Origin of the sequence: Pseudomonas sp. PA-1-3F (assembly GCF_021609665.1) — a bacterium.
GTDB classification, from domain to species: Bacteria; Pseudomonadota; Gammaproteobacteria; order Pseudomonadales; family Pseudomonadaceae; genus Aquipseudomonas; species Aquipseudomonas paracarnis.
The window spans coordinates 1-19,241 of sequence record NZ_WJZD01000026.1 but is presented as its reverse complement, the minus strand read 5'-3'; the positions used below and the strand labels follow the sequence as shown (position 1 = coordinate 19,241).

The 19,241-nt window shown below is 62.6% G+C and carries 21 protein-coding genes; 9 read left to right on the top strand and 12 right to left on the bottom strand.

Annotation, left to right across the window (positions count from 1 at the left end):
* Positions 1 to 92: 92 nt before the first annotated feature.
* The 3 genes from GIV26_RS18915 (at position 93) to GIV26_RS18905 (ending at position 2,100) form a co-directional block, all read left to right on the top strand.
* Positions 93 to 869 carry an AraC family transcriptional regulator gene (locus tag GIV26_RS18915; protein WP_034127317.1) on the top strand — a complete coding sequence of 259 codons (777 nt, stop codon included), beginning with the start codon at positions 93 to 95 and terminating at the stop codon, positions 867 to 869.
* Between the two features lie 69 nt (positions 870 to 938).
* Positions 939 to 1,112, top strand: coding sequence for a DUF1427 family protein (locus tag GIV26_RS18910; protein WP_014718843.1), 174 nt, complete (start codon positions 939 to 941; stop codon positions 1,110 to 1,112).
* Between the two features lie 28 nt (positions 1,113 to 1,140).
* A complete protein-coding gene (locus GIV26_RS18905; RefSeq protein ID WP_236281849.1) occupies positions 1,141 to 2,100 on the top strand; it encodes a quinone oxidoreductase family protein in 960 nt (319 codons plus the stop codon).
* A 150-nt stretch (positions 2,101 to 2,250) separates the two neighbouring features.
* Here GIV26_RS18905 and GIV26_RS18900 read toward each other — a convergent pair whose 3' ends face one another.
* Complete coding sequence (locus tag GIV26_RS18900) at positions 2,251 to 3,282, bottom strand: purine-nucleoside phosphorylase (protein WP_198861875.1); 1,032 nt, start codon at positions 3,280 to 3,282, stop codon at positions 2,251 to 2,253.
* Positions 3,283 to 3,296: 14 nt separating this feature from the next.
* Positions 3,297 to 4,247 carry a nucleoside-specific channel-forming protein Tsx gene (locus GIV26_RS18895; protein WP_032872109.1) on the bottom strand — a complete coding sequence of 317 codons (951 nt, stop codon included), beginning with the start codon at positions 4,245 to 4,247 and terminating at the stop codon, positions 3,297 to 3,299.
* Positions 4,248 to 4,459: 212 nt separating this feature from the next.
* On the opposite strand from GIV26_RS18895, the gene GIV26_RS18890 reads away from it, so the two are divergent.
* On the top strand, positions 4,460 to 5,272 hold the full coding sequence (locus GIV26_RS18890) for an aminoglycoside phosphotransferase family protein (RefSeq protein WP_054897045.1): 813 nt from the start codon (positions 4,460 to 4,462) through the stop codon (positions 5,270 to 5,272).
* On the opposite strand, the gene GIV26_RS18885 is transcribed toward GIV26_RS18890, so the two are convergent.
* The gene (locus tag GIV26_RS18885) at positions 5,254 to 6,201 is read right to left on the bottom strand and encodes an AraC family transcriptional regulator (RefSeq protein WP_236281846.1); all 948 of its coding nucleotides are present in this window, start codon (positions 6,199 to 6,201) and stop codon (positions 5,254 to 5,256) included. The genes GIV26_RS18890 and GIV26_RS18885 overlap by 19 nt on opposite strands.
* A 254-nt stretch (positions 6,202 to 6,455) precedes the next feature.
* On the opposite strand from GIV26_RS18885, the gene GIV26_RS18880 reads away from it, so the two are divergent.
* Together GIV26_RS18880 and GIV26_RS18875 are read left to right on the top strand one after the other, a co-directional pair.
* Positions 6,456 to 7,229, top strand: a complete 774-nt coding sequence (locus GIV26_RS18880; RefSeq protein WP_236281844.1) for an L-iditol 2-dehydrogenase — start codon at positions 6,456 to 6,458, stop codon at positions 7,227 to 7,229.
* Positions 7,230 to 7,451: 222 nt separating this feature from the next.
* A complete protein-coding gene (locus GIV26_RS18875; protein WP_236281842.1) occupies positions 7,452 to 8,099 on the top strand; it encodes a nicotinamidase in 648 nt (215 codons plus the stop codon).
* Positions 8,100 to 8,102: 3 nt separating this feature from the next.
* Here the strand turns inward: GIV26_RS18875 and GIV26_RS18870 are convergent, their stop codons facing one another.
* The 7 genes from GIV26_RS18870 to GIV26_RS18840 are packed head-to-tail and all read right to left on the bottom strand — an operon-like array spanning position 8,103 to position 14,540.
* Positions 8,103 to 9,134 (bottom strand): ABC transporter substrate-binding protein, encoded by a 1,032-nt coding sequence (locus GIV26_RS18870; RefSeq protein ID WP_236281840.1) that lies wholly within the window; start codon positions 9,132 to 9,134, stop codon positions 8,103 to 8,105.
* Between the two features lie 12 nt (positions 9,135 to 9,146).
* Positions 9,147 to 10,244 (bottom strand): NAD(P)/FAD-dependent oxidoreductase, encoded by a 1,098-nt coding sequence (locus GIV26_RS18865; RefSeq protein WP_236281838.1) that lies wholly within the window; start codon positions 10,242 to 10,244, stop codon positions 9,147 to 9,149.
* Complete coding sequence (locus GIV26_RS18860) at positions 10,241 to 11,584, bottom strand: FAD-dependent oxidoreductase (protein ID WP_236281836.1); 1,344 nt, start codon at positions 11,582 to 11,584, stop codon at positions 10,241 to 10,243. The genes GIV26_RS18865 and GIV26_RS18860 overlap by 4 nt, the downstream gene beginning before the upstream one ends.
* Positions 11,581 to 11,871, bottom strand: a complete 291-nt coding sequence (locus tag GIV26_RS18855; RefSeq protein ID WP_236281834.1) for a (2Fe-2S)-binding protein — start codon at positions 11,869 to 11,871, stop codon at positions 11,581 to 11,583. Before GIV26_RS18855 ends, GIV26_RS18860 begins: the two co-directional genes overlap by 4 nt.
* Positions 11,871 to 12,665, bottom strand: coding sequence for an ABC transporter permease (locus GIV26_RS18850; protein ID WP_003191953.1), 795 nt, complete (start codon positions 12,663 to 12,665; stop codon positions 11,871 to 11,873). The genes GIV26_RS18855 and GIV26_RS18850 overlap by 1 nt, the downstream gene beginning before the upstream one ends.
* Before the next feature lie 4 nt (positions 12,666 to 12,669).
* Complete coding sequence (locus tag GIV26_RS18845) at positions 12,670 to 13,515, bottom strand: ABC transporter permease (RefSeq protein ID WP_034127328.1); 846 nt, start codon at positions 13,513 to 13,515, stop codon at positions 12,670 to 12,672.
* Positions 13,512 to 14,540 carry an ABC transporter ATP-binding protein gene (locus GIV26_RS18840; protein ID WP_236281832.1) on the bottom strand — a complete coding sequence of 343 codons (1,029 nt, stop codon included), beginning with the start codon at positions 14,538 to 14,540 and terminating at the stop codon, positions 13,512 to 13,514. Before GIV26_RS18840 ends, GIV26_RS18845 begins: the two co-directional genes overlap by 4 nt.
* Before the next feature lie 242 nt (positions 14,541 to 14,782).
* On the opposite strand from GIV26_RS18840, the gene GIV26_RS18835 reads away from it, so the two are divergent.
* Together GIV26_RS18835 and GIV26_RS18830 are read left to right on the top strand one after the other, a co-directional pair.
* Positions 14,783 to 15,613 carry an IclR family transcriptional regulator gene (locus GIV26_RS18835; RefSeq protein WP_236281830.1) on the top strand — a complete coding sequence of 277 codons (831 nt, stop codon included), beginning with the start codon at positions 14,783 to 14,785 and terminating at the stop codon, positions 15,611 to 15,613.
* Between the two features lie 80 nt (positions 15,614 to 15,693).
* Complete coding sequence (locus GIV26_RS18830; RefSeq protein ID WP_236281828.1) at positions 15,694 to 17,049, top strand: MATE family efflux transporter; 1,356 nt, start codon at positions 15,694 to 15,696, stop codon at positions 17,047 to 17,049.
* On the opposite strand, the gene GIV26_RS18825 is transcribed toward GIV26_RS18830, so the two are convergent.
* Entirely contained in the window at positions 17,033 to 17,620 is a 588-nt protein-coding gene (locus GIV26_RS18825) for a TetR/AcrR family transcriptional regulator (protein WP_054918657.1), read from the bottom strand. The genes GIV26_RS18830 and GIV26_RS18825 overlap by 17 nt on opposite strands.
* A gap of 132 nt (positions 17,621 to 17,752) precedes the next feature.
* On the opposite strand from GIV26_RS18825, the gene GIV26_RS18820 reads away from it, so the two are divergent.
* On the top strand, positions 17,753 to 18,925 hold the full coding sequence (locus GIV26_RS18820; protein ID WP_034127332.1) for an MFS transporter: 1,173 nt from the start codon (positions 17,753 to 17,755) through the stop codon (positions 18,923 to 18,925).
* Here the strand turns inward: GIV26_RS18820 and GIV26_RS18815 are convergent.
* Positions 18,907 to 19,116 (bottom strand): hypothetical protein, encoded by a 210-nt coding sequence (locus GIV26_RS18815; RefSeq protein ID WP_052199960.1) that lies wholly within the window; start codon positions 19,114 to 19,116, stop codon positions 18,907 to 18,909. The genes GIV26_RS18820 and GIV26_RS18815 overlap by 19 nt on opposite strands.
* Between the last annotated feature and the right edge of the window lie 125 nt (positions 19,117 to 19,241).

Sequence of the window (19,241 nt, the reverse complement as noted above, 5' to 3'; positions counted from 1 at the left end):
GCACCCGGTGCCTGCAGGATGAGTAAAAACAGTTCGCTTGCCGGCGACCAGTCTTTACCATGGTCACCCGACCCGATTGATGTGTACCCGCCATGGCCCTGGCCGCGCCCCCCGACCTCAGTGATCACGCCGTTCCCGTGCAGCCGTTGGCGCGTACCTACCCGCGTGGGTTGTACGTAGAGCCGCACAGCCACGATTGGGGCCAGTTGCTCTACGCCATGAGCGGAGTGATGTGGGTCGAGACGCCCCGCGAAGCCCTGGTAGTGCCGCCCCAGCGTGCGGTGTGGTTGCCGCCGGGGGTGGAGCACGGGATTCGCGTGGTCTCCGATTTGCAGATGCGCAATATCTACCTGCGCCCGGCGTTGGCAGCGACGCTGGACAGCCAGGTGCAGGTCATCGAAGTGGGCCGCTTGTTGCGTGAGTTGATCGTGACATTGGTGGAGCAGGGCGATCACGGCGATGCGGCCTATTACGAGGCTGTCGTAGGCCTGGCCCTGTTGGAGTTGCAACGCGCACGGCGCTCGTCTATTCGCATCGCCATGCCGGTGGCGGCTGATCGTCGGCTGATCAATGCGTGCCAGGCCGTCATGGCGTCGCCCTCCCTGGACATCCCGTTCGAGCAGCACGCCGAGGCCGCGGGCGCCAGCGTGCGCACCCTGGCGCGGTTGTTCCAGCAGCACCTGGGCATGGGGTTTGCCCAGTGGCGCCGTCAGGTGCAGTTGGCTACGGCGGCGGCGGAGTTGATCCAGGGCCAGTCGGTGAGCGGCATAGCGCGCACCCTGGGCTATTCGCCCAGTAGCTTCAGTGACATGTTCCGACGTGAACTGGGAGTATCGCCGTCGCAGTACAGGGGTTGGCCGAAATCCTGAAGCACTTGGCCGATACCCACGGTAGACGCGCCCTAGACTGAGCCCATCAATCAACCGGGCGCAGCGTTCATGAGCTATTTGATTTCCTTGGCCATCGGCCTGTTTGTCGGCGTGATCTACGGCGCGCTGGACTTCCGCTCGCCTGCACCGCCCGCTATCGCACTGGTCGGCCTGATGGGCATGCTGCTCGGCGAAAAGCTCTGGCCCATGGCGCGGCAGTTGGTCAGTGGTTGGTTGTCCTGATCCCTTTTTCCTTCCACGGATGCCCTCTATGAACGCACTGCAATTTACCGCCACCGGCGACCTCGCCCACCTGCGCCTGCTGGAGGTGCCCATGCCGGTACCGTCTGCCGGCGAAGTGCTGGTCAAGGTCAACGCGGCGGGCCTGAACCCCAGCGACGTCAAAAACGTGCTTGGCCGTTTCCCCTACACCACGCTGCCACGCATCCCTGGGCGTGACTTCGCAGGCGTGGTGGTGGAAGGCCCGCAGGCATTGCTCGGCCAGGAGGTCTGGGGCACCGGTCGTGACCTGGGTTTTTTCGCTGACGGTTCCCATGCCCAATACCTGCGCGTGTCAGCCAAGGGCGTGGCGTACAAACCTACGCACTTGAGCTTTGCCCAGGCGGCCAGCCTCGGTGTGCCCTATACCACCGCCTGGGATGCCCTGGAGCGCAGCGGCGTTGGCAAGGGCACGCGCTTGCTGGTGGTCGGCGCCAACGGCGCGGTCGGCAGTGCGGCGTTGGCGCTGGCGAAGATACGCGGTGCGCAGGTATTGGCGGCCGTGCGCAAGGCCGATCAGCTCGAGATGTTGCAGGCCCAAGGGCTGGAGGCGATTGCCTTGGGCAAGCCGGAGGAATTGGGCGCGCAAGTGCAGGCCGTGTTCAAGGGCGGCGCCGACGTGATCTTTGACACTACCGGTTTCTGGCTGCCTGCCGCGGTGGCGGGGCTGGCACCGTTCGGCCGCATCGCCATCATCGCCGCACCGGTTGACGGCCATGTGCAGTTACCGGCCCTGGCGCTGTACCGTAAGGGCGGGTCGGTGGTGGGGATCAACTCGTTGCTCTATAGCTGCGAACAATGCGCGGTGATGCTGGAGGCGTTTGGGCGCTTCTTTGATGAAGGCCTGTTGCCGCTGCCTACAGGGTTGCGTGAAGTGGCGTTGGTGGAGGGTGTTCAGTGCTATGCAGAAGTGAACAACGGCAGCCCAGACAAAATCATCTTCCTGCCGTGATGGATAGAAATGTGGGAGCGGGCTTGATGTGGCGAGGGAGCTTGCTCCCGCTCGACAGCGCAGCTGGAGCCGGCTTTTTTGGGGGCGCTACGCACCCCAGCGCAAGCAAGCTTGCTCGCCACAGCAAGCCCGCTCCCACCGTGTTGATCTTTATTCGGTTTCGGGAACGCCTTTTTCCCACGCCGACCAGTTCTTCACAATCGCTTGGACCAACGGGTTGCCCGTGCGGTACAGGTTTTCCAGCGCCGGTACAAACCCACCCTGGTCCGCATACTTGAGCAGGTTGTCCACTTCGCTGTAGCCAGGGTAAGGCCGGTCAAAGTCGGAACCTGCGCGCACCACGGCCAGACGCTGGATATCCACCAAGCCTTCGCGGCTGGCGCGCAGCAGCGCTTCGTAGGTGGAGTTGTCTTCCTGTTGGGTGGTGCAGTATTCGCCTTTGTTGTCGGTGAGCAACTTGGTCCAGACTTCGGCACGTTCGCTCAACCGGGTACCGGAAAACCAGGTGTTGCCCGCCAGGGTGTCGCAGCGGGTAACTTGCGGCGGCTGGTTGGCCGGGGCGGCGGGGTAGTGTTTGCGCCAGGCGGCGGACTCTGTGCTTTCTGTCAGCTCCACCTTGTGCGACAAGGCAAATGCCTTGGCTTGCAGTTTGGGGTTGAGCTCAAACACTTCGGTCTTGTAGTCCAACGGTGGTTTTTCGTTGGGGCCCTTGGTGTTGATCCCGATATAGCCCGTCGGCCAGTCCTTGGGTGCATCCCGTGAATCCAGCTCCCACTGCGTGCCGAACTCCACCAGGTAATGAGCCCAGGCGGCGGTGCCGATGGTGCCGTGCTTGGGGCTGATACCGGCGATTCCGGCGATCAGGAAGTAACTCTGGCGCAGGTCGAACTTAGGCGACAAGGCCAGGGCCAGGGTAGACGCGGCAGCGTTGGTCTGGCCCATGCCGGTCACCAGCAGGCACACGTCTTGGGTGTTGCAGCGAATCACGGGATATTCGGCGGACAAGCCCGGAACGCGTACTTCTTGTTTAAGCTCGAGGCGGTCGATCCAGGTTTGCGCCTCGGGGGCGAACATGGTGATCAGCATCACCTTGGGTTTGATCGGTGGCGGGTTATCCGCCAGCACCACGTGAGGCAATAGGGCCAGGCCGACGGCCAGCGAGACACGGGTCAATGCGTTCATCTACAGCTCCTTGATCAGAATTGATAGCCCACGCCAGCGTAGTAACCCCAGCCGTCTGAGCGTGCGCGGAAGTTGCCTTCGCCGAAATTCAACTCGCTGCCATCCTCCCAGTTGCCGCCGTTGTGAAAGTAACGACCGACCAGGGTAAAGCGCAGGTGGGTAAACGAGTACAGCAATACGTTGGTGGCCACCAGGGAGTTGGCGGTGCGCGCCGGGTTGTCCTTGTGCAGGTCCGAGCCGAAATCGTAGTTGGTGAAACCGATGTAGGTCAGCGAGGCGCCGTTGTCGAACTTGCCGATGGGCACGATGTACTTCATCTGCGCTCGGTAGCCGTCCCAGGAATACTCATTGCTGGCGCCGTAGTTTTCCCACTGGTAGCGCCCGTAGAAATTGGCCGACAGGTTGACTCGCGAGTGGGTGTCGATATCGGTGCCCAGGCCGCTGTACAGGGTGTTGGCGCGGTTTTCCTTGCGGCTGCCGTGGTCGTAGATCCAGTCAAAGGCCACATACCATTCCTTGAATGGGCCAATTGCCAGGCTGCGTCCTGCGAGGTAGTCGATGGAGATCCGCGGTTCATGCTCCATGAACACCGGCGAGCCATGGTCCCACACACCTTTGTCATTACTGTTACCGATGGTGAGGATCTTCGGCACATCGATATAGCCGTACAACTCAAAGGGGCCCTTGCGCCCGAAGTACTCGTATTCCAGGTAGACGTCATCTTGAGGCTTGGGGCCGAAACTGATGTCTTTGCTGCCAATCAGCGTGAGGTCCTGGTTAAACCACTCGGACAGATACACGCCTTTTTTCGCCGGGGGGTTGGCTTCAGGGCTGAGGGTTTCGCCCTGTGCTGAGTCATCCACGGGCTTTTCCTGCGCCAAAATGGGTGCACTGAGTACTCCCGTAACGGCAGCCAGTAGCAACGAAACGCCAAGACCAGCACGAGGCTTTGAGGTGGGGTGCATTGAAAGTCCTTATTCTTACGCGGTTTAAACCCGATTAGACGGGGAGGAGTGAACTTGGCGGTCAAGTTCGTTCCGCAAACGTTTGCACAGGTTGTACCAACTTGGGTCAATGGCTTGAACTATCTAGAAAAAAGAGCAATTAGCCGACGCTTTGGTCAGGAAAACAGTGGGATTTCTGTCATCCTGATGCGTTACCCCTGTGGAGGAATCTGATGTTCGAACACTACCTGCGTGCCTGGGAGCTGAGTGCCGATGGAGAGCCTATCGTCACACCCGGCAGCCACCTGTTGCCGGTCCGCTGGAAGGGCGTGCCGGCGATGTTGAAAATTGCTCATACCCCTGAGGAAAAACTCGGCGGCCGCCTGCTGAGTTGGTGGGCCGGTGACGGTGCGGCACGGGTGTTCGCCCATGACCACACTGCAGTGTTAATGGAACGCGCCACGGGCCCAGGTTCCTTGATGCGCATGGCCCTCAATGGTCAGGACGACGAAGCCAGCCAGATCGCCTGCGCAACCCTGGCCCGGCTGCATGCGCCTCGTGTGTCGCCGCCCGAAGGGTTGGTTGGGCTGGATGAGTGGTTCAGATCCTTGTGGCACGCCGCCGAACAGGAGGGCGGTGCCTTACGCGACTGCGCGGCGACGGCCCGGACATTGCTGGCTGCGCAACAGGAGGTTGTGGTACTGCACGGTGATTGCCATCACGACAATATCCTCGACTTTGGCCCTCGTGGCTGGCTGGCGATTGATCCAAAGCGGGTGATGGGCGAGCGCGGTTACGATTACGCTAATCTGATCTGCAATCCGGACTTGCCGACCAGTAGCGATCCACTGCGTTTCAGCCGCCAGGTTGGGGTTATCGCCCTGGCGGCCGGCCTCTCACGTCCTCGTTTGTTGCAATGGGTGGTGGCTCATGCCGGGTTGTCTGCCGCCTGGTTTCTGGAAGACCAGGAGCGCGAGCGTGCCATGATTGAGTTGCAGGTTGCCCGTCTGGCACAGCAGGCACTGGCTCAAGGGGCGGGCGAGTAAGGCGGCGGGTGATGGGTAAACGGGGTGAATAATTGAAGTGCGGCCTGCCGCCGGTACTCACTCGGCGTCTGGTGCATTTCGATCCGAAAGTGGCGATTGAAATTCGACAGGTTGGCGTAGCCCACCTCAAAGCAGATGTCCGCCACTGACATTTGGCTGTGCAACAGCAAGCGGCAGGCACGCTGCACGCGGAACTTGCGCATCAGGTCGATAAAGCCGTGGCCGGTGTTGCGCTTGAAAAACCGCGAAAAGCCGGGTTCGCTCATGTCCAGTTGCCGGGCGATGTCCGACAGGCGTACATCGCCGGTCAGTTCCCGCATCAGGTAGTCAAGCGCCTTGTTGATACGTTCGGCGCTGCGCGCATCCAGCGTCGGTGCATAGCACGGGCTGGCCAGGGTATTGGCCTGTGCAGGCGGTGCGTTCTTCAGGGTGTCGAGCAATTGCAGGAACAGGGCCAGGCGTTGCAGCCCATGGGCGCAGCCGATGGCCTCCATCAGCCGTGCCGCGCTCGTTGCGGTCTCGCCGGTGAATTCGATGCCCCGTCGCGCCCGTGCAAACAGTGACTGTAAATCACCGAGCTCAGGCAGGGTGGTGCGCAGAGCGAGCAGGGCGGCGCCGTCGAATTGCAGCACCACATCACGCCCGTGCAGGTATTCGCCCGGCGGCAGGTCACCGATCCAGTCGTGGGGCAGGCCAGGGCCGATCAGCGCGACGTGCCCGGCGCTGAATGCACCGATATAGTCGCCCGCCACCAGCTTGCCGCTGCCTTGGCGGATCAGGTGGATTTCGAATTCAGGGTGGTGGTTCCAGCGTGCCAGTTCATAGGGATAGTCATGTTCGAACCAGCGAAAACCATGTTCCGGTTCGGTCAGGATCACCTCAAGCTCGGCAGGGCGATGCTCGAACAGGGTGGCGGGGCTGACGGGCATGGTGCTGCCTCTTGTGGCGGTGCAATTTTCCCAAAATACCCGCACTGGCAATCGCTGCGCTAGCCCTGGTTTCGCCTGAGGCTGATACTTTTTTGATCCTGTGCCTCAAGTTAAAAAAGTATCAGCCTCGCATTCGCCAGCCGTTTGTGAGGCGGCAGGCCAAGCTGCTGTAATCGAGGCTCAACAACAAAGGTCGGCTAGCTGTTCTCGGCGGTGTTCACCGGCTACCGGCAATAACCTTTACAGGACCCCCCATGAAACGACTCGAAGGCAAAAGCGCGCTGATCACTGGATCGGCGCGAGGCATTGGCCGTGCGTTCGCCCAGGCCTACATCGCTGAAGGCGCCACCGTGGCCATCGCCGACATCAACCTGCAGCAGGCCCAGGCCACCGCCGCCGAACTGGGGCCCAAGGCTTACGCGGTGTCGATGGATGTCACCGACCAAGCCTCCATCGACGCAGCGATCGCCACGGTGGTGAGCCACGCCGGCAAGCTCGATATCCTGATCAACAACGCCGCCCTGTTCGACCTGGCCCCCATCATCGACATCACCCGCGACGGCTTTGAACGACTGTTCTCGATCAACGTCGCCGGCACCCTGTTCACCCTGCAGGCCGCAGCCCGACAGATGATCAACCAGGGGCATGGCGGCAAGATCATCAACATGGCCAGCCAGGCCGGGCGGCGGGGCGAGCCGTTGGTGGCGGTCTATTGCGCGACCAAGGCGGCGGTGATCAGCCTGACGCAATCGGCGGGCTTGAATCTCATCAAGCAGGGCATCAACGTCAATGCCATCGCCCCCGGTGTGGTGGACGGTGAGCATTGGAATGGGGTGGATGCGCTGTTCGCCAGGCATGAAGGGCTGGCGCCTGGCGAGAAGAAAAAGCGCGTAGGGGATGAGGTGCCGTTTGGGCGGATGGGCACAGCTGAAGACCTGACTGGCATGGCGATCTTCCTGGCGTCGACGGACGCCGACTATGTGGTGGCCCAGACCTATAACGTTGATGGCGGCAATTGGCTGAACTAGCGGTTAACGCTGACCCAACTGTGGGAGCTGGCTTGCCTGCGATAGCGTTGGTGGATTCACTCCCGTCATTGCAGGCGAGCCAGCTCCCACCTTTGAACTTCAGCGTTCTTGAGAATAGGGTAAGTCAGCAACGCATCGATCCCCGCAGTAAACTGTCCCATACTTCAAGATTTCTACGCTCGCCCGGAGGCGGTCGTACGTGCAGACCACCCGAGAACGACCATGAGCCTTTCGAAAGCCGCCATCGCTTCATTTGACGTCGACGCCCAGAAGAGCTTCACGCCCTTGTGTCCCAACGAGTTGCCAGTGGCCGGTGGCGACGGCATTGGTGCCGAACTCAATTACATGGCCAGTCTCGCCGGCCACCGCATCGGCAGCAAGGACGCCCACACCCCCCACGCACCCTGGGTGGTTGCGCAGCACAGCGAGATGCTGCAACCCACCGGCCTGGCCCATGCCGATGTGACCTGGGTCAGCCACTGCGTGCCGGGTACCGAAGGGTTCACCCTGCTCGATGAATTGCCCACGCCCTATGACTACGACTACTTCATCTGGAAAGGTGTCGAGCCCGACCTGCACCCCTACGGCGCCTGTTACCACGACCTGCACGACAAACTGTCCACCGGCGTCATCGAGTACCTCAAGGCCCACGGCGTGGCCCGCGTGATTGTGGGCGGGCTGGCGCTGGACTATTGCGTCAAGACCACCGCGTTGCAATTGCTCAAAGCCGGATTGCAAGTGGTCCTGCATTTGCCGGCGTGCCGAGGCATCAGCGAGGAGGGCGGTGTACAGGCTGTCGACGAATTGCTCAAGGCTGGTGCACACATCAGTCGCACCCGCGAAGAACTGGCCCTGATTGCGCAGGGCTAAGCCTCAACGCTCAATCGACCGACTCCACCGCGCATTCCACTGCGGCCGTGCCTGGTTGACCTGGTCCCAATCAATCGAAATGGCCGTTTGCAGATAACCCTGCATGGCCTCTACCCGCGCACGGGTTTTGTCGGTGGTGGGGGTGGTCGGGTTCGACGGGATCTGGTCACCTTCTTCCAACGCTGGCGCCTGGGCCTGGGCGGTCAGCAAGAACGCTGCGAGCTTTTGCGCCAGTTCCGGCTGGTCATTGCGGGCGATCACGCATTCGGCCACGTTGAGCACCACCGCACCTTCTTTGGGTTGCGCGTACTCCATCGGTATGCCGAGCAGCTTTTGCGTGGCGACCTGGGTCGGGGTCAGGGGGAAGATCGCGGCCTCGTCGGTTTGCACCATCTCGGAGATCTTCGCCGAGCTGGCGATGTATTCCAGCACGTTGGGGCCCACGGTCGTAGGCCAGGCCTTGAAGCCCGGTTCCACATTAGTTTCATCGCCACCCTGGATGCGGTTGAACATCAGGAAACCATGCAGGCCGAAGGTGGAGGAGGCCAGGGACTGGAACACCACTTTGTCCTTGAAGCGCGGGTCGGCCAGGTCCATCCATGAGGTGGGCGCGGCCCAGCCTTTGTCCTTGAACATCTTGGCGTTGTAGCCCAGACCGGTGACGCCCAGGGTCACGGCCACGGCTTCGTCCTTGATTCGGGCCTTGGCCGGGATCTGTTCCAGTGGCGGGCTCGGCGCGAGCTTGTCGCAAAGGCCCATGGAGATGGCGCGGTACATGATGCCGTCGTCGAGGAACATCACATGCATCTGCGGGTTGGCCTGGTTGGCCTGGACCTTGGCAAGGATGTCCGAGGAGGTGCCGGGTACGATCACGACCTTGACGTTATTGGCCTTTTCGAAGGCGGGCAGCACCTTGTCGGCGTACACCCGTTCCATGGTGCCGCCGTTCATGCCCAAGTACAGCGTAGGGGCGGCATGGGCCGTGCCGGTGAGCAAGGCGATGGACAAGCAGGACAACGCGAGACGTGATTGCATGGGTTTTTCCTCTCAGGCTTGGAAACGACGGATGGAAAACGCTTCGATGGGTTGGCGGCTGGCGCCGTCGCAGACGATCTCTGCCAGGGCTTCACCAACTGCGGGGCCGAGCTGGAACCCGGCGCCGGCAAAGCCGAAGCCGTGGAGCAGGCCGGATTGGGTACTGCTGGGGCCGATCACCGGTTCGTGGTCAGGCAGGTAACCTTCGGTGCCACTCCAGGTGCGAATGGCCTGGGCTCCCTGGAGAAACGGGTAGAGTTCGCCGGCATTGCGCAGGATCTCCAGCACCGCCGCCTGGCCCGGCCGTGCCTGCTGTGGGCCCAAGGCAAAGCCGCGCCCGCCGCCGAGAATGCAATTGCCACGGGCGACTTGCCGGGCATAGATGCCGCCGCCCTCGACGCCGGTGCTGACGGTCATCACTCCCGGCAGTGGCTCGGTGACCAGCATCGCCGGGTGCGCCGAGATGATCGGCACCGGCTCGCCCAATTGCGCGGCGACCTTGCCGGCCCAGGCGCCAGCGCAGTTGAGCAGCCAGGGCGCTTGCAAGTGCAGGCCGTTGGCGCAGTGCACCTGGAACAGCCGGCTGTCGTGCTCGATGCGGATCACCTCGGCTTGCTCGTACACCGCAGCGCCGTGGCGTTGGGCGGCACGGGCAAAGGCTGGGGACACCAGTCGCGGGTTGGCATGCCCATCATCCGGGCACAACGAGGCGCCCACTGCCACGTCGCCCACCCAGGGAAAACGCTTGCGCAACTCGCTGCGGTCCAACAGCTGCAAGCCCAGGCCAAAGCCTCGTGTCTGATCGGCGTAGGCTTGCAGGGCGGAAAAATCCCCGGGGCTGCGCGCCAGCTTCAAATGCCCGGAGCGCACGTATTCACCCTCAATACCAATCAACCCAGGTAGGTCGGCCCACAATTGGTGAGCGCGCTGGGATAGCGGTAACTGATGCAAGGGCCGCCCCTGGCGCCGCACGCCGCCGTAATTGACGCCGCTTGAGTGCGAGCCACAAAAATCCCGTTCGACCAGTGCCACCCGCTGGCCTTTTTGCGCGAGCATCAAGGCCGCCGAAGCCCCGACGATGCCCCCCCCCAAGACGATGACGTCGATCATGGCTGTACCTGCACGCCAAACGGCAGCGGCTTGATCGGTGCCTGGCCACGCAAGCGCCCGATCTGTGGGAGGTCGCGGCCGCTGCGCTCTGCCACGATTTCCGCCGCCGCCAACCCGCACATCCGTCCCTGGCAGCGGCCCATGCCAACGCGGCAATGGGCTTTGACCCGGTTGATTTCCCAGTGGCCTTCATCTACCACGGCGCGCACCTCGCCGACGCTGACCTCTTCGCAGCGGCACACGACCAGTTCGTCCGGCGCCTGCGCAGCCCAGTGCTCAGGGAAGGGGAACGCGGTTTCCAGGCCCTGGCGAAAGCGCTGGATACGCGCCAACTGCCGCTCCAGTGTAGCCCGACGGTGCGGGTCGACCGCGACGCCGGTATCTTCCAGCAACGCCAGCGCGGCACATTCGCCGGCCATTTGCGCGGCATCGGCGCCCATGATCCCGGCGCCGTCGCCCGCCAGGTACACCGTGTCGACACTGCTGCGCCCGGCGCTGTCACGTTGCGGCAGCCAGGCGCGATTGAGCGGGTTCCAGGCAAACTCACAGCCGAGCAGATCGGCCAATTGCGTTTCGCTGCGCAGGGCGTGGGCGAAGGCCACCGCATCGCAGGGCAGGGTCTGTTCGCCCCAGCGAATACCACGTACCCGTTGGTCGCCGTCGATCTGCTTGAGCATTGCGCCCTGATACACGGCAATCCCGTGGGCGGTCAGCCAGGCGCGGTAATACATGCCCTTGGCCAGGGTCGCCGGTTGCCTGAGCAGCGCCGGCAAGGCCCGGCATTGGGCGCTCAGCGGCGCACTGTCGAGCACCGCCAGCACGTTAGCACCGGCCCTTGCGTATTGGTAAGCGACTAAATAGAGCAACGGCCCTGAGCCACAAAACACCACGCGTTCGCCAATCGCGCAACCTTGGTACTTCAAGGCGATTTGCGCCGCGCCCAGGCTGTAGACACCGGGCAATGTCCAGCCCGGCGCAGGCAGGATGCGGTCGGTGGCGCCGGTGGCGACTATCACTTGCGCGTATTCGAGGCTGTCGGCGCGCCCGTTATTGAGCATGTCCAGGCGACCGTCCTCGGCATTCCATACCAAGGTATCGGGCCGATAGTCGATCAAGGCTGCCAATTCATCCATGGTGCGGTGCACGGCTTGGGCCTTGCGCGCTTCAAACCCGTAGATCTGCCTGGCAGTGCGTTGAAACCCTGGAGGTTGGCGCCGATAAATCTGCCCGCCACCGCGCGGGCTCTCATCCACCAGGCAAGATGTAATGCCATGGTCGAGCAACGTGCGCGCCGCGCTGATCCCCGCCGGGCCTGCACCCACAATCACCACCGGCTTCATGGCTGGCGCCCCGGGTCACGGCTGATCGCCTGGCCGTCTTCAAGCAGGGTCGAACAGGCGCGCACCCGCCGCCCGTCGGCCAGCCGCACCCAACAATCCTGGCACGCGCCCATCAGGCAAAACCCGGCGCGGCGCTCGGCACTGAAATCGCTGCTGCGCAGGTGCTCGGCACAGGTCAGCATGGCGGTCAGCAGGGTGTCGCCGAGCAACCCCGTGGCGGGTTGGCCGTCGAGGGTGAAGGCCAGGGCAGGGCGTTGGGTTTCGCTCAGTCGCTTGAACAAGGCCATTAGTGTTTCCCCACCAGCACGCGGTCCAGGCCGTAGACCCGGTCGAGCACAATCATGGTCGCTGCCGTCAGTGCGATGACCAGCGCCGACACGGCCGCCATCATCGGGTCGATGGACTCGGTGGCGTACACATACATGCGCACCGGCAAGGTTTGCGTGGCCGGCGAGCTGACGAAAATCGACAGGGTCACTTCATCGAAACTGTTGATGAACGCCAGCAACCACCCACCGGCCACGCCAGGCAAAATCATTGGCAGGGTGATCTGCCGGAACAGCGTAAAGCGCCCGGCCCCGAGTGATTCGGCGGCCTGCTCGGCACTGCGATCAATGCCGATGGCCGCCGCCAATACCAGGCGCAACACGTAGGGGGTGATGATCACCACGTGCGCAAGCATCAGCCAGGTAAAGCTGCCGTTTACGCCCATCAGCGCAAACAGGCGCAGCATGGCCACCCCCAGCACCAAGTGCGGAATGATGATGGGCGACAGGAACAGCGCGCTGAAGAAATTGCGCCCCGGGAACGAATAGCGACTGATCGCCAGGGCCGCCGGCACCGCAATCAGGGTCGCCAGGGTGGCGGCGGTGAAGGCCAGGATCAGGCTGTTGTAGAACGCCTGGATAAAGTCAGCGCGTTCGAACACTGCGCGAAACCAGCGCAGGGAGAAGCCCGACGTGGGCAGGCTCAAAGTGTTCTCTGGCGTGAACGCCACCAGGCACACCACCACCAGCGGCGCCATCATGAACAGCACCACCACCGCATGAAAACCGAGGGCCAAAGGACCGTTTCTGGACATGTGCTTAAACCCCCAGGGACTTTTTGTAGCGGCCTTCGACCATGCGGTTCCAGCTCAGCATGATCAGCAGATTGACCAACAGCAGCGCCACCGCGAGGGTCGCGCCCATGGGCCAGTTGAGTTCCGAGAGGTACTGGTCGTACACCACGGTGGCGACCATCTTCAGGCGCCGCCCGCCCAGCAGGCCGGGGATCGCAAAGGAACTGGCGGCCAGGCCGAACACGATCAAGGTGCCGGACAGCACACCGGGCATCACTTGGGGCAGCACGATCTTGCGCATCACCGTGACTTGGCTGGCGCCCAGGGACAACGCCGCCTGTTCGGCCGACGGATCGAGCTTTTGCAGGGAGGTCCATACCGGGATGATCATGAACGGCAGCATCACGTGCACCAAGGCAATGATCACGGCGAACGGCGTATAGAGAAGCTTCATCGGGCGCCCGCCGAGGGCCTGGATCACCTGGTTGACCAGGCCGTCGGCGCCGAGCAGCAGGCTCCAGCCAAACGCACGTACCACCACTGAAATCAGCAGAGGTGTGAGGATCACTATCAGGAAAATCGAGCGCCACGGCGTGCCCATGCGGCTGAGAATGTAAGCCTCCGGCACGCCGATCACCACGCACAGTAGCGTCACCAGGGCACTGATCCAGAACGTGCGCCAGAAAATCTCGTAGAAGTAGGCGTCGCTCAACAGCGCCCAGTAATGGGCCAGGGTCCACTCATCGGCCTTTACGCCTACTTGGTAGTCGAACACATTGAACGACAGCACCAGGGTCAAGCCCAGCGGCACGATCAGCAGCCCGGCAAACAGCACCAGCGCTGGCAGCGAGAGCAGGTAACCGCGACTCATGGGTGCACCTCATCGGCGGCCAGTACCCGCAGCAAATCGGCCTGCCATTGCAGGCCCACTGCCGCGCCGCCAGCCAAAGGTGCGCTGCCGTCGTTACTGCGCACCACGGTGATTTCGCCCAGGGCGGTCTGGACGCGGTACAGCCATTGGCTGCCGAAAAAGTAGCGGTCCAGCACTGTGCCTTGCACGCGCCCGGTGCCAGGGTCCACCAGTTGGATTTTTTCCGGGCGCAGGCTCAGGGTCAGCTTGCCTGCGCTGCCGTCGTGGCGTACTTGGGGGGCGCCGAGCGCGTCGTAGTCGCCAGCCAGCAGGTTGGCCTTGCCGACGAAGTCCGAGATAAACCGCGTGCGCGGGTGCTCATAGAGCTTGTACGGCGCATCGATCTGAGTCACACGCCCGGCCTGCATTACCACCACGCGGTCGCTGATGGACAGGGCTTCGGCCTGGTCATGGGTGACCATCAGGGTGGTGATGCCCACCGCGCACTGGATACGACGGATTTCAAATTGCATCTCTTCGCGCAGGTTGGCGTCGAGGTTGGACAGCGGCTCATCGAGCAACAACACCGGCGGTTCGATCACTAGCGCACGGGCCAGGGCCACGCGCTGGCGCTGGCCGCCGGACAGCTCACGAGGGTAGCGTTGCGCATGTTGGGCCAGGCGCACCAGCTCCAGCACGGTATTGACGCGGGTGGCGATATCGGCCGCAGGCACCTTGCGCATCTTCAGGCCGAAGGCCACGTTGTCGCGCACGCTCATATGCGGGAACAGCGCGTAGCTCTGGAACACCACGCCCAGGCCACGGCTGGCGGGCTTGGCGTGGGTAATGTCGCGACCGTCGAGCAGGATCTGGCCGCCGCTCACGTCGACGAAACCGGCGATCATTTGCAGGGTGGTGGTCTTGCCACAGCCTGAAGGGCCGAGCAGGGAAACGAACTCGCCTTGTTCCACCGCCAGATCAGTGGCGACCACCGCATCGACGGCGCCATAGCGTTTGCTCAAGGCTTTGAGTTGGAGAAATGCCATGTTTGCGTTCCACCTTTATTCAGTCGCGTCTAAACGCGCTTTCTTGTTTTGGGCAGATGCGAAAAGTGCGGTGCCGGTGCGTTGGCGCTCGATCTCAAGTCGGCTGCCGGTTGTTGTTCATTTCGCCCCTGTGGACGCAGATTAGGACGGAGACTAGGATGGGCGGAAGCTGAAATTTCACTCAATGGACTACTATTTTGCGATTTATTCATTGATCAGAATTATTAACGAGATTAGGTGTTATGGATTCCACTGAGCGAAATGACGGCGGCAAAGAAGTTGGTGCGGGCAGCGTCTCCCGGTTGTTTGCTGTGCTGCGAACCCTTGGGCAGGTACCCGAGGGCGGCGAGCGGGTCACCCAGCTCGCCCAACAGGTGGGCTTGTCCCAGCCCACCACCCATCGTCTGCTGCGCAGCCTGATGGACGAAGGCATGGTTGAGCAGGATGCACGCAGCAAGCGCTATCGCCTGAGCCTGGAGTTTTTCGCGTTGGCGGCCAACGCGGGCAAGACCGGCAACCTGCGCGACCTGGTGCGCCCCAGCCTGTTGCGCCTGAGCGCGTCGCTGGGGGACTCGCTGTTCTTGCTGGCGCGCAGCGGCTTCGACGCCATTTGCCTGGACCGCAGCGAGGGGCCGTATCCGATCCGTACCTTCACCGGCGATATCGGTGGGCGCGTGGCCTTGGGTGTGGGGCAGGGCAGCCTGGCGATCCTGGCGTTTCTGCCGGAAGAAGAGCGCGAGACGGTGATCCGCTACAACCTGCCACGGCTCAAGGACTTCCACCTGTACGACGAAGTGCTGTTGCGCTCCGAAGTGGAGAGCGTGCGCAAGCTGGGTTATGCGGCACGCAACACCGGTGTGCTGGAAGGCATGGCAGGGCTGGCGGTGCCCATCCTCAACCGCGACGGGTATGCGGTCGCGGCGTTGAGCGTGGCGACCATCAGCGACCGCCTGGGGCCGAGCCGCTTGCCGATGGTGGTGGAGTTGTTGAAGCGCGAGGCGGCGGCCATCGGGCCGCGGCTCAATCCGTTTGACCCGACGTTGCGCAGGCCGTCGCAGACCTTTGGGGGTTAACCCGGGCCTTCACAACAGCATATTGGATCCAGTTACGGTATAACCCTGAGACGCTTTCGTGATTCGAGGCCCCGTTTTTCATGCAAAACCCTTTGCAACGTCCGCTGTGGCAGATCTACCTCATGTTCCTGGCACCGATGGTGCTGTCCAATTTCCTGCAGAGCTTTTCCGGCACCCTCAACGGCATTTACGTTGGCCAGATGCTGGGCACCCAGGCATTGGCCGCGGTGTCGGGGATGTTTCCCATCGTGTTTTTCTTTATCGCCCTGGTGATCGGCCTGGGGGCGGGCGCCTCGGTGTTGATCGGCCAGGCATGGGGCGCCCAGGAGACCGGGATGGTCAAGGTGATTACCGGGGCCACCCTGACCCTGGGCGCGTTGGTGGGCCTGGTGGCCGCTGTGCTGGGCAGCCTGTTTGCGCGCCCGGCATTGCAGGCGTTGGGCACGCCGGTGGATGTGCTCGACGAGGCGGTGGGCTACGCCCAGATGATGATGTTGATCATGCCGTTGCTGCTGGTGTTCATCCTCTATACCCAACTGTTGCGTGGGGTCAGCGACACGATTTCGCCGTTGCTGGCATTGATGGTCTCAACCCTGGTGGGCTTGCTGCTGACGCCTGCGCTGATTCGCGGCTGGATCGGCCTGCCGCCCTTGGGCATACAGAGTGCGGTGTATGCCGGGCTGGTGGGTAACGCTTTGGCGATGCTGTTTTTGGTCCTGCGCCTGCGCCACAAAAACCACGTGATGGCGCCAGACCGCGAGCTGCTTGCCGCCTTGCGCCTGGACCGCGTCATCCTCGGCAAAGTCCTGCGCATCGGCCTGCCGACGGGCTTGCAGATGGTGGTGCTATCGCTGTCGGAGCTGGTCATCCTGGCCCTGGTCAACGGCCACGGTTCCCAGGCCACGGCGGCCTATGGCGCGGTGACGCAGATCGTCAACTATGTGCAGTTCCCGGCGCTGTCGATTGCCATCACTGCCTCAATCCTCGGCGCTCAGGCGATTGGCGCCGGGCGCCTGGAGCGTATCGGGCCGATCCTGCGCACGGGGCTTGTGATCAACCTGTGCCTCACCGGTGGCTTGATCGTGCTCGGCTATGGGCTGTCCCACTGGTTGCTGGGCCTGTTCATCACCGACGACAGCGCACGGGTACGGGCCGAACACCTGCTGCACATCATGCTCTGGAGCATTCTGGTATTCGGCTTCCAGGCGGTGATCGGCGGCATCATGCGCGCCAGCGGCGTGGTGCTGATGCCGGTGGCGATCTCGATCTTCTGCGTGCTTGGCGTGGAACTGCCAATGGCCTATCTGTTCAACGCCCACTTCGGATTGGAAGGAGTGTGGATGGCATTTCCGGTGACCTACCTGGCGATGCTGGTGTTGCAGATCGCCTATTACCGCCTGGTGTGGCGGCATAAGCAGATCAAACGGTTGGTGTGAGGCTCAGCCCCTGCAGGAGCAGCTCCAGGCCTTGCAAGCCTTCCTCCAGTCGTGTGCCCGGGTGTTCATCCCGGGCAATCCACAACGCGGTATTGACCAGGCTGCCGTTGATCAACTGCGCCAGTGCGTGACTGGGTGCCGTAGGCATCAGGCCCGCTTGCATCAGGGCCTCCAGCAATTGACGCAAGGACTCCACGCAGTGTTGTTGGGAGCCGGTGTCGCCCAGTACCGCCGGTGCATCCTGCAATACAATGCGCTGGATTTCCGGGTCCTGGGCCATGCGCAGATAGGCCCGGCAGCGCTCGCAAAAACCACTCCAAGGCTCTACGGCCTGCTCCGAGATGCGTTGCAAGCGCGCGTCCATCTCGCTGTCGAGTTGAGCGACCACCGCCGCCAGCAGCCCTTTTTTGTCACCAAAGTGGTGATACAGCGCACCGCGCGTCAGGCCGGCGCGGGCAGTGAAGTCATCCATCGAGGTATTGGCATAGCCTTGGGTGGCGAAGGCCCGGCGCGCGCTCGCTATCAGGCGGGCGCGGGTGTCTTCGATCATTTCAGCTCGGGCTCGGCTCATGGGCGTCTCTTGGCTAAGTGATTGACATACGCTGCGTATGCGAAGCATGATTTGCCACATACGCACCGTATGTATTCTGCCCTGATGGTTTCAGATAGCAAGCCCAGGGCGTCGAGCAAGAGGTCAAGCAGGATGGCAAACCCCTACGCTGAATTATTCCAAGTCCCTGGTGCCCGGGCCTTTGTGCTCGCTGGCATGCTGGCACGCATGCCGATATCCATGACCGGCATCGGCCTGATCACCATGCTGTCCCAGGTACATGGCGGCTATGGCCTGGCCGGTTCGGTGGCGGCGGTGTTTGCCCTGGCCACGGCGATTTGCGCGCCGCAAGTGTCACGTTGGGTGGACCGCTACGGCCAGGGCAGGGTGCTGCCGATTGCCGCGCTGATCGGCGGCGGGGCGCTATTGATGTTGCTGCTGTGTACGCGGTTGCAGGCGCCGAATTGGACGCTGTTTCTGTTCGCCGCGCTGGCGGGCTGCATGCCCAATATGTCGGCCATGGTGCGAGCGCGCTGGACCGAGTTGTACCGTGGCCAGCCCAGGCTGCAAACCGCGTTTGCCCTGGAGTCGGTACTTGATGAGGTGTGTTTCATCATCGGCCCGCCCATTTCGGTGGGGTTGAGCGTGGCGGTGTTCCCAGAAGCCGGGCCCCTGGTGGCGGCGTTGTTGCTGGCGGTGGGCGTCACCACCTTTGTGCTGCAACGGCAAACCGAGCCACCGGTACACGCGCATCAGGGCGCGCACGGTCGCTGGCTGATTGCTTCGCCGTCGGTATTGATCCTGATGATTTTGCTGCTGGCCATGGGCGTGATCGTCGGCGTGGTGGATGTGGTCAGCGTGGCCTTCGCCCAGCATCAGGGCCAGCCGGCGGCGGCGAGTATCGTGCTGTCGGTGTATGCCATTGGTTCGTGCCTGGCGGGGTTGGCCTTCGGTGCCCTCAAACTCAAGGCACCGTTGCCACGCCAGTTCCTGTACTGCGGCGTAGCCACGGCGTTGACCACCTTGCCCTTGCTGCTGGTGAGCAATATTCCCGGCTTGGCCGCTGCAATCTTTATCTCCGGGCTGTTCTTTGCGCCCACCTTGATTGTGTCGATGGCCATGGTGGAGCAGATCGTCCCGGCCAGCCGCCTGACCGAAGGCATGACCTGGCTGATTACCGGCCTGAGCATCGGCGTGGCCATTGGCGCCGCCAGTTCGGGATGGATGATCGACCACTTTGGCGCCACCAGCGGGTTTTGGGTGGCACTGGCGGCGGGGACGGTGGTAGCGGGCTCGGCGGTATTGGGTTACCGGCGATTAGGATGAAGGATGGCCTTGCACGTTTGCTTGAGCAGGTCATTCACGGCTTCGCGAAAGGCCACTTCCAACGCGGGTTCGGTTTGGCCTTCATAACTCACCAGCGCGCTGATGTACAAAAGCCTGCCAAACAGGCAATTGTCGTCAGCGCTGTATTCAATTGAGCCGTTATAGCCCTTGTAGTGCAGTTGGCGATTCATTCCGCTGATTTCCCTCGTGTAGACGCGTGGATAACCTGACCTGGGCAAGCCTGGAGCGCACGCATCGCTCCCCATAGTGGTGGCGTACTGATTTTGCGTAGGACGCTTCCCGCCAGCCCGTACTC